The sequence below is a fragment of the Acidovorax sp. HMWF029 genome (assembly GCF_003060895.1).
Taxonomy (GTDB): Bacteria; Pseudomonadota; Gammaproteobacteria; order Burkholderiales; family Burkholderiaceae_C; genus Acidovorax.
On record NZ_QAIH01000134.1, the window covers coordinates 1 to 8,667 of the forward strand.

An 8,667-nucleotide genomic window follows, 5' to 3' on the forward strand; every position below is an offset into this window, starting at 1 on the left:
GTCCTGATCAACACCAGCCACGCCGGTAATGTGGGCGCCGCCGCCCGCGCCATGAAAACCATGGGTTTCGACGATCTGGTGCTTGTGGCGCCCCGCTGGGCCAATGTGCTGCGGCGTGAGGAGACCATCCAGCGCGCCAGCGGCGCCCTGGACGTGTTGAACAATGCGCGCATCGTCGCCACGCTGGACGAGGCGCTCGACGGCATGAGCCACCTCTGCGCTACGGCCATGACGCCGCGCGACTTTGGCCCGCCCACGGCCGCGCCCCGTGCACACTTTGAAATGCTATTAAATAAGGAGCAATCAAGGCATGATGGGTGCGCGGGAGAGCCAAAAAATGCTTCAAATCCGGAGGCCTCAGAGCCCGGAGCAGACCGCCAGGCGGGCGTCGCGTTCCTGTTTGGCTCGGAGCGGTTTGGCATGACCAACGAGGATGTCTACCGCTGCCATGTGGCGCTTTCGATTCCCACCAACCCCGGCTTCGGCTCGCTCAACCTGGGCGCTGCCATTCAAGTGATTGCCTATGAATGGCGCCAGGCCCTGGGCGGTTTTGCGGTGCAGGACACCACGCCTGCACGCACGCTGGCCGATGCCGCGCAGGTGGCGGGCATGCTGGGCCACTGGGAGCAGGCGCTCACGTCCATCGGTTTCCTGGACCCTGCTGCGCCCAAGAAGCTCATGCCCCGTCTCAACCAGCTTTTTAATCGCGCGCAGTTGAGCCCTGAGGAAATCCACATCTTGAGAGGTGTCGCCAAAGCCATGATCGAGACGGCGCAGGCGAAACGATAGACTGTGCAGCTCATTTGCAAATAACCATAACAACCGATGTTCGCCCGCTTGCGTTCCGATATCCAGTGCATCCTCGACCGCGATCCTGCCGCGCGCAGCACGTGGGAGGTGATCACCTGTTATCCGGGCCTGCACGCGATCTGGTTGCACCGTCCCGCACACTGGTGCTGGAACAATGGCCTCAAATGGCCCGGCCGCTTCATCTCGCACTTCGCACGTTGGTTCACCGGCATTGAGATCCACCCCGGTGCCAAGATTGGCGAGCGCGTGTTTTTTGACCACGCCATGGGCGTGGTGGTGGGCGAGACCGCCGAGATTGGCGACGGCTGCACCATCTACCAGGGCGTGACGCTGGGCGGCACCTCGCTTTACAAAGGCGCCAAGCGCCACCCCACGCTGGGCAAGGATGTGGTGGTGAGCGCCGGAGCCAAGGTTCTGGGTGGTTTTGAGGTGGGAGACGGCGCCAAGATTGGCAGCAATGCCGTGGTCATCAAGCCCGTGCCCGCAGGCGCCACCGCCGTGGGCATTCCGGCGCGCATCATTCCGTCCAAAGAGGGGCAGAGCGCCGACGTGACCGAACCCCAGCAGGCGCGCAAGTTCACGGCTTATGGCATCACGCAAGAGGACGATCCTCTGTCGCAGGCCATGCGCGGACTCATCGACAACGCCTCATCGCAAGAGCACCAGATTGCGCTCTTGTGGCAGGCGATTGAGAAACTCTCGGTCGCCAACCAGCAGGCCAAAGACTGCGTGCCGTGCGACGCGGCGATCAAGGAGCAGTTCGAGGCGGGCAAGCTCAACGAGCTGGTGGGCAAGTAGCGATCCCCATAGTCGCTGTGCCTGTGCCTGTGCCAGGGAGCTGTCCGCAGCGTCGATGGAGCTTTGTGGTCCTTTAGTTCTTGACGAATTGCTTGATGGCGTTGCGGGTGGCCTCATCCATGGATAGCACATTCATGCCCAATTGAAAGCCGCCTCCGCTGCTGCTGAGGATGCTGTAGAGGACTACAGCCCGCAATTCCAATTGTTTGCGACCCGTGGGCGGTACTGGCAATGGCAGGCGCACGGTGCACTCAGTGCGCGTGGCCAGGTTGACCGTGCACAGCACGCTGACGCCCCCTTCGCTGATATCGACGGTGCGCACCGGCATGGCTGGGCGCCCCGGCACCAGCAGTTCGGCCTGCACTCGCAGGATGCGGCGCTCCTGCGTGCGGCGCTCGTCCTTACCGGGAAGTGGGGAGGGAGAGTTCATGGGGTGAGGGCCGGTTCAGCGTTGGCGCAAGCGGCAAAGGTCTGTAAAACCCGAAGTGTCACAGGGTCTGCGGCCGCTGGGCGCCTTTGGGTCGAAAGGCCTTGCACACAGCTTCCTGGGTGTTCAGGTACGGCCCCCCGATCAGATCGATGCAATAGGGCACTGCGGCGAAGATGCCGGGCACGATCTGCTGGCCGTCGGCATCCTTAAGGCCTTCCAGTGTCTCGGCAATCGCCTTGGGCTGGCCGGGCAGGTTGATGATGAGGCTCTGACCTCGTACCACGGCCACCTGCCGCGAGAGGATGGCGGTGGGCACAAACTTCAGGCTGATCTGGCGCATCTGTTCGCCAAAGCCTGGCATTTCTTTGTGCGCCACGGCCAGCGTGGCCTCGGGCGTCACATCGCGCAGGGCGGGGCCTGTGCCGCCGGTGGTCAGCACCAGGCTGCAGCCGGCATCGACCAGCTCGATCAACGTTGCGCTGATGCCCGCCTGTTCGTCGGGGATCAGGCGCGGCTCGAAGGTGATGGGGTTGTGCAGCGCACGCGTGAGCCAGTCCTGTAACGCGGGCAGGCCTTTGTCTTCATAGACGCCGCTGCTGGCGCGGTCGCTGATGGAGACGATGCCGATCTTCACCGGGTCGTGTAGGGGCTCACTCATCGCTGCCGTCCTCGTCTTCGTTCACGTCGCTGGACTCTGCCGTGCCGGTACCGCCAAGGTGCTCGCGCACCAGCTGGAACAGCTCGCGGTAGGCGCGGCCCTTGCGGGGCGCCAGGCCTTGCGAGGCCTGGACATTGGCCTCCTTGCCCGCAGGCTGCGCATCCTTGCGGGCCTGACGGATCAGCGCGCGCAGCTGCTGGGTGTCGGTGGTGGGGTGCTCTGCCATCCAGGCGGCCAGCGTGTCGTCGTCGGCAATCAGCCGGTCGCGCCATTGTTCGGCCAGGTGCAGTTGCAGCTTTTCGGTGGCAGAGCCTTTGCGCTGCTCTTCCAGCGCCTGGCGGGCGGCGTCCACCAGTTCGGGCTCCAGCTTGCGCATGAGCTTGCCCACGTACTGCATCTGGCGGCGCTTGCCTTCGAAGTTGGTGATGCGCCGGGCTTCGGCCAGCGCGTCGGCCAGCTTGTCGGGCAGGCCCACGGCGTCGAACAGGTCGGCGCGCAGGGTCAGCAACTCCTTGCCCAGGTCTTGCAGCTCATCGCTCTCGCGTTTGAGATCGGTGCGGCTGGCATCGGGTGTGCCTTTGAGTTCGGCCTTGAGTTGAATGTCCAGTTCGCTGCCTTCGGCAACAAAATGGCCCTTCACAAAGTAGCCTTTTTTGGGTTTGCGTGACATGGGTGGGGGCAAAGAGAGAGGTGGCAGCGAGTGCGCCAAAGTGGCAAGTATCATAGCTGCCGCTATGAATAAACCCTCCAACCGCGCCCCGCGCACCCCTGGCGCGCTGGCTGCTGCGCCCTCCGCTGCCACTTCGCGCATGCCCGACAGCGGCTTCAGCTATAGCCGTCCGTTTTTTGAAGAACTGGTGGACCGCGCCCTGGCACATGCCAAGAAGCTGGGCGCCACCGATGCAGGCGCTGAGGCGTCTGAGGGCTGCGGCCTGTCGGTCAGCGTACGCAAGGGCGAGCTGGAGAACGTGGAGCGCAACCGCGACAAATCCCTCGGCGTGACGGTTTACATCGGCCATCGCCGGGGAAATGCCAGCACCTCGGATTTTTCGGACAAGGCCATCGAGCAAACCGTGCAGGCGGCCTACGACATCGCCCGCTTCACTGCCGAAGATCCTATGGCGGGCTTGCCGGATGCGGATGACATCGCCCCCGCCGACACACACCGTGACCTGGATCTGTTCCACCCCTGGGCCATCACCAGCGAAGAAGCGGCAGAGATCGCCAAGGCCTGCGAGGCCGCAGCGCTCAAGACGCACCGCCGCATCACCAACAGCGAAGGCGCTGGCGTCTCTGCGCAGCAAAGTCACTTCTTCAGCGCCCACACGCGCGGTTTTCGCGGGGGGTATGCCAGCTCGCGCCACAGCTTTTCGGTGGCACCCATCGCCTCGTTGCCCGGCAAGAACGCCGAGATGCAGCGCGACGCCTGGTACAGCTCCATGCGCAACGCAGCTGACTTGGCCTCGCCCGAGGCCGTGGGCCGTTATGCCGCGCAACGCGCACTGAGCCGATTGGGCAGCCGCAAGATCCCCACCACGCAATGCCCCGTGCTGTTTGAATCAACGCTGGCCGCAGGCCTCCTGGGCGGTTTTGTGCAGGCCGTGAGCGGCGGCGCGCTCTACCGCAAGAGCAGCTTCCTGCTCGACTCGCTGGGCAAGATGGTCTTCCCCAAGCACATCGACATCCTGGAAGACCCCTTCATCCTGGGTGGCAAAGGCAGCTCGCCATTCGATGAAGAAGGCGTGCGCGTGGCACCGCGCAAGGTGGTCAAGGGTGGGCGGGTGGAGGGCTATTTCCTGTCCAGCTATTCGGCGCGCAAGCTGGGCATGAAGACCACGGGCAACGCCGGTGGCTCACACAACCTGGTGATGACCTCACGCCTCACGCAAGCCAGCGACGACCTGGATGCCATGCTGCAAAAGCTGGGCACGGGCCTGTTTGTGGTGGAGTTGATGGGCCAGGGCGTGAACTACGTCACTGGCGACTACTCGCGTGGCGCGAGTGGCTTTTGGGTGGAGAACGGCAAGATCGCGTACCCGGTGCACGAGATCACCATTGCGGGCAACCTCAAGGACATGCTCAAGGGCATCGAGGCCGTGGGCGCGGATGCCTACAACTACGGCGCCAAGACCGTGGGTTCCATCCTGGTCAACCGCATGAAGGTGGCCGGGAGCTAACCCGCTCCGTCTGCGCTGTCTGCGCATTCTTTACGGACTGCGGCTGAGCAGGCAGCGTCGCCATCATTCGTGTGCAAATTCGGCCAGCAGCTGGAGCACGCCCTCTACAGCAGGCGAGGGCGGTGGCTGGTGGCGGTGCGCCACCGCCATGGGGCGCATCAGCAAGGGCTGCAAAGGGCGGATCTGCACACCGGGCGTGCCCTGCAGATCCTCCACCTCCTCCATTGGCAGCAGCGCGGCGCACTGGCTGGCCACCGCCAGGCTCTTGAGCGCGCCTGGGTAGCTCAGCGCCAGAAAGGGGCGCGGGTGGTGGCCCGCCTGGCCAAACCAGTTCGCAATCAGCCCGTGCATCTGTGTGGCGGGGGCGAACGAAGCCCAGCGGCGGCTGGCCAGCCAGTCGGGGGTCACGAACTCGGGCGTATCCCAGGCGGAGGGCAGCAGCGCCACCATGGAGTCGTTGCGCCATGGGGTCTGGCGCACCTCGGCCAAAGGCAGCTGGGGGCTCGCGATGATGGCGATATCGAGGGTTCCTGCCTTGAGCCGCTGCATCGAATCGGCCGATCCCACGGCTTCCAGCCGGATCTCCACACCCGGTATGCGTTCGGCCAGCGCTTCCAGCATGCGCGGCAGCAGGCGGGTGCTGACCCCGGCGGACACGCCCACCCGCACCACGCCCTCGCGCCCCGACGCGTGACGCCGTACGCGCTCGACCAGGTCGTTGCCGGCCAACAGCAGCTGGCGGCCCTCCTGCACCAGCACCTCGCCTGCGGGCGTGAGCTCGGCCTGGCGCCGACCACGTACCACCAGCTCGGCATCCAGGCGCGACTCCAGTTCCTTGATGTGCATGCTGACGGTGGGTGGGGCCAGGTGCAGCGCCTGTGCGGCGGCGGCAAAGGTGCCCAGGTCGGCGATGGCGATCAGGGTCTGCAACTGGTCGAGGTTGAGGTTGCGCATCAGGTTTTGTGAAGTGAATCGTCATTGAATTCAACTTTACGGATGGTAAGCCCCGCGCGAGCATTGCTGCACTATGAAACAACCTTGCAACCAACGCGCCAATCTCCCCTTTCCTGTCCGGCATCTGGCGCTAAACACAATGTGGGCGCTTGCTGGCGCGTTGTGGCACGTGTTGCCGTGGTGTTGGACCGCATTGCAAAGCGTTGCGGCGCGAATCGTTGCCTCGGCAGCGCGCGCCGAGCAACGTATTTCCGAGCAGTTTAAGGTTCCACCAGGAGGTGGCTGACAAAACTTGTGAACCGAATAGGCTGGTAGCGCTTTACGGACAAGCGCTACCAGCTACCAAATCAGGAGCAACTGAGTGAAGCCAGTCAAACAGCCGCCACCCGCGCTGCAATCGCCTCCCCCACCTGCGTGGTGCTGGCTGTGCCGCCCAGGTCGGGCGTGCGCGGCCCACTCTTGATGACTTCTTCGATGGCGCTCACGATGGCATCGTGCGCCTGGCGCCCCGCGCCCTGGCCATGCGTGAGGAAGTCCAGCATCAGTGCACCCGACCAGATCATCGCAATTGGGTTGGCGATGTTTTTGCCATAGATGTCGGGTGCCGAGCCGTGCACGGGCTCGAACAGGCTGGGGAAGCGGCGTTCGGGGTTGAGGTTGGCCGAGGGGGCCAGGCCGATGGTGCCGGTGGTGGCGGGGCCCAGGTCACTGAGGATGTCGCCAAACAGGTTGGTGGCCGCCACCACGTCAAAGCGACCGGGCTGCAGCACAAAGCGGGCCGTCAGGATGTCGATGTGCTGCTTGTCCAGGGTGACCTCGGGGTAGCCCTTGGCGACGTCGTCGGCACGCTGGTCCCACCAGGGCATGCTGATGGCGATGCCGTTGCTCTTGGTGGCCAGGGTGACGTGCTTTTTGGGGCGGCTTTGGGCCAGGTCAAATGCGAACTTCAAGAGGCGGTGGGCGCCGTGGCGGGAATAGACCGATTCCTGGATGACGACTTCGCGGTCGGTGCCTTCGTACATGATGCCGCCGAGCGACGTGTATTCGCCCTCGGTGTTCTCGCGCACCACGTAGTAGTCGATGTCGCCGGGCTTGCGGCCTGCCAGGGGGCAGGGCACGCCGTCGAACAGGCGCACGGGGCGCAGGTTGATGTACTGGTCGAATTCGCGGCGAAATTTGAGCAGCGATCCCCACAGTGAGATGTGGTCGGGCACGGTGGCGGGCCAGCCGACGGCGCCGAAGAAGATGGCGTCCATGTCCGAGAGCTGGGCCTTCCAGTCGTCGGGCATCATTTTTCCGTGGAGGGCGTAGTAGTCGCAGCTGGCCCAGTCGATGGTGGTGGTTTCCAGCGCAATGCCAAAGCGCGCTGCTGCGGCCTGCACCACGCGCAGGCCCTCGGGCATCACCTCCTTGCCGATGCCGTCTCCGGCGATGAGGGCGATACGGTAGGTTTTGGGAGTGGTGGAGGTGGCCATGAAACGGTCCTTGGGAGAAGGGGAGAGAGGTTGTTGTGGGGCTAGCCAGCGTTGTGGAGTAGATTTTTCCTAGCGTCATCGAAAACTACAATCCGCTCACTGTGACTTCATCATTCACAAATCGTGCATAAAAATCCTGCAGCGGAAGACCTGCGTGTGTTCGCGGCCGTGGCGCGCAAGGCGAGCTTTGGCGGCGCGGCCGCCGAGCTGGGCGCGTCACCCGCCTACGTGAGCAAACGCATCCGCCTGCTGGAGCAGGACCTGCAGGTCAAGCTGCTGCACCGCACCACGCGGCGTGTGGCGGTGACGGAAGAGGGCGAGCGGGTGTTCCACTGGGCACAGCGCATCCTGGACGACATGGAGCAGCTGATGCAGGAGGTGGCCGTCACGCGCAGCGAGCCGCGCGGGTTGCTGCGGCTGAGCAGCAGTTTTGGTTTTGGCCGCCAGATCGTGGCGCCTGCGCTGTCGCGGTTGGTGGAGCAGCACCCGGGGCTGCAGGTGCGCCTGGAAGTATTCGACCGTCTGGTGGATGTGGCGGGCGAAGGGTTCGATTTGGATGTGCGCGTGGGTGACGAGATCGCCCCACACCTCATTGCACGCCGCCTGGCCGACAACCACCGTGTTTTGTGTGCAGCCCCCGCCTACTTGGCCCGCAAGGGCATGCCCCGTGCGGTGGCCGATCTGGCTGCGCATGACTGCCTGGTAATCAAGGAGCGCGACCACCCGTTTGGCGTGTGGCGGCTGCGCAGCGGCGCGCAGGAAGAATCGGTCAAGGTGCGCGGCCCGCTGTCGGCCAACAACGGCGAGATGGCTGTGCAGTGGGCGGTGGATGGGCGCGGCGTGGTGCTGCGTTCGCTATGGGATGTGGGCTCGCACCTGCAGGCGGGGCGCCTGGTGCAGCTGTTGCCTCAGTGGCAGCAAGAGGCCAACGTGTGGGCCGTGTACCCCACACGGCTGGAGCGGTCGGCCAAGGTGCGGGTGTGTGTGGAGTTTCTGCAGGCGCATTTCCGCGAGGCTTGGAACACCCCCTGAGTCGCTCCGCGCCTTCCCCCTCAAGGGGGACGCCGCCAGCGCGGCGGGGCGGCCCTTGCGCGGCGGCTGCTGGCGAGGGGCGCGCCAGTTTTATCGGCTGGAGGCCCTCAACCGCGCCGATGCGAGAAAAGAAACGGTCGTTTCAGCCGCCTGAGAGTGCCGCCTTCACGGCAGCCGACACCTGGCCCATGTCGGCCTTGCCAGCCAGGCGGGTCTTGACCACGCCCATCACCTTGCCCATGTCGCCAGGGCCCGAAGCTCCGATCTCGGCAACGATGGCCTTCACGGCGGCCAGCGTTTCTTCTGCCGACATCCGCTCGGGCAGGTAGGCCT

10 protein-coding genes are annotated in these 8,667 nt (G+C 64.7%); 4 read left to right on the forward strand and 6 right to left on the reverse strand.

Features of this window, described 5'->3' with window-relative positions; translation table 11 throughout:
- Both DBR12_RS08930 and cysE read left to right on the forward strand, forming a co-directional pair.
- On the forward strand, positions 1–789 hold a 789-nt coding region (locus DBR12_RS08930; RefSeq protein WP_108616932.1), incomplete at its 5' end, for an RNA methyltransferase.
- A gap of 36 nt (positions 790–825) precedes the next feature.
- Positions 826–1,608 carry a serine O-acetyltransferase gene (cysE, locus tag DBR12_RS08935; RefSeq protein ID WP_108616933.1) on the forward strand — a complete coding sequence of 261 codons (783 nt, stop codon included), beginning with the start codon at positions 826–828 and terminating at the stop codon, positions 1,606–1,608.
- Between the two features lie 73 nt (positions 1,609–1,681).
- Here cysE and DBR12_RS08940 read toward each other — a convergent pair whose 3' ends face one another.
- From DBR12_RS08940 to yjgA, 3 genes are read right to left on the reverse strand one after another with little or no spacing between them, the layout of a single operon-like run.
- Positions 1,682–2,038, reverse strand: a complete 357-nt coding sequence (locus tag DBR12_RS08940; RefSeq protein WP_108616934.1) for a PilZ domain-containing protein — start codon at positions 2,036–2,038, stop codon at positions 1,682–1,684.
- Positions 2,039–2,096: 58 nt separating this feature from the next.
- Entirely contained in the window at positions 2,097–2,696 is a 600-nt protein-coding gene (gene mog, locus DBR12_RS08945) for a molybdopterin adenylyltransferase (RefSeq protein ID WP_108616935.1), read from the reverse strand.
- Entirely contained in the window at positions 2,689–3,366 is a 678-nt protein-coding gene (yjgA, locus tag DBR12_RS08950; RefSeq protein ID WP_108616936.1) for a ribosome biogenesis factor YjgA, read from the reverse strand. The genes mog and yjgA overlap by 8 nt, the downstream gene beginning before the upstream one ends.
- Before the next feature lie 64 nt (positions 3,367–3,430).
- On the opposite strand from yjgA, the gene pmbA reads away from it, so the two are divergent.
- Positions 3,431–4,873 carry a metalloprotease PmbA gene (gene pmbA, locus DBR12_RS08955; RefSeq protein ID WP_108616937.1) on the forward strand — a complete coding sequence of 481 codons (1,443 nt, stop codon included), beginning with the start codon at positions 3,431–3,433 and terminating at the stop codon, positions 4,871–4,873.
- Between the two features lie 63 nt (positions 4,874–4,936).
- On the opposite strand, the gene DBR12_RS08960 is transcribed toward pmbA, so the two are convergent.
- Both DBR12_RS08960 and DBR12_RS08965 read right to left on the reverse strand, forming a co-directional pair.
- Entirely contained in the window at positions 4,937–5,827 is an 891-nt protein-coding gene (locus DBR12_RS08960) for a LysR family transcriptional regulator (protein WP_108616938.1), read from the reverse strand.
- 371 nt (positions 5,828–6,198) lie between these two features.
- Positions 6,199–7,302, reverse strand: a complete 1,104-nt coding sequence (locus DBR12_RS08965; protein WP_108616939.1) for a tartrate dehydrogenase — start codon at positions 7,300–7,302, stop codon at positions 6,199–6,201.
- A gap of 123 nt (positions 7,303–7,425) precedes the next feature.
- Between DBR12_RS08965 and DBR12_RS08970 the strand changes: the two genes are divergently transcribed.
- Positions 7,426–8,334 carry a LysR substrate-binding domain-containing protein gene (locus DBR12_RS08970; RefSeq protein ID WP_108616940.1) on the forward strand — a complete coding sequence of 303 codons (909 nt, stop codon included), beginning with the start codon at positions 7,426–7,428 and terminating at the stop codon, positions 8,332–8,334.
- 142 nt (positions 8,335–8,476) lie between these two features.
- Here DBR12_RS08970 and DBR12_RS22675 read toward each other — a convergent pair.
- Positions 8,477–8,667 (reverse strand): GatB/YqeY domain-containing protein (locus tag DBR12_RS22675; RefSeq protein ID WP_233244371.1); only part of this gene is annotated, 191 nt, incomplete at its 5' end.

Coding starts and splice junctions, on each gene's coding strand:
- cysE (WP_108616933.1), top strand. CDS start 826: ATGTTCGCCCGCTTGCGTTCCGATATCCAGTGCATCCTCGACCGCGAT.
- DBR12_RS08940 (WP_108616934.1), bottom strand. CDS start 2,038: ATGAACTCTCCCTCCCCACTTCCCGGTAAGGACGAGCGCCGCACGCAG.
- mog (WP_108616935.1), bottom strand. CDS start 2,696: ATGAGTGAGCCCCTACACGACCCGGTGAAGATCGGCATCGTCTCCATC.
- yjgA (WP_108616936.1), bottom strand. CDS start 3,366: ATGTCACGCAAACCCAAAAAAGGCTACTTTGTGAAGGGCCATTTTGTT.
- pmbA (WP_108616937.1), top strand. CDS start 3,431: ATGAATAAACCCTCCAACCGCGCCCCGCGCACCCCTGGCGCGCTGGCT.
- DBR12_RS08960 (WP_108616938.1), bottom strand. CDS start 5,827: ATGCGCAACCTCAACCTCGACCAGTTGCAGACCCTGATCGCCATCGCC.
- DBR12_RS08965 (WP_108616939.1), bottom strand. CDS start 7,302: ATGGCCACCTCCACCACTCCCAAAACCTACCGTATCGCCCTCATCGCC.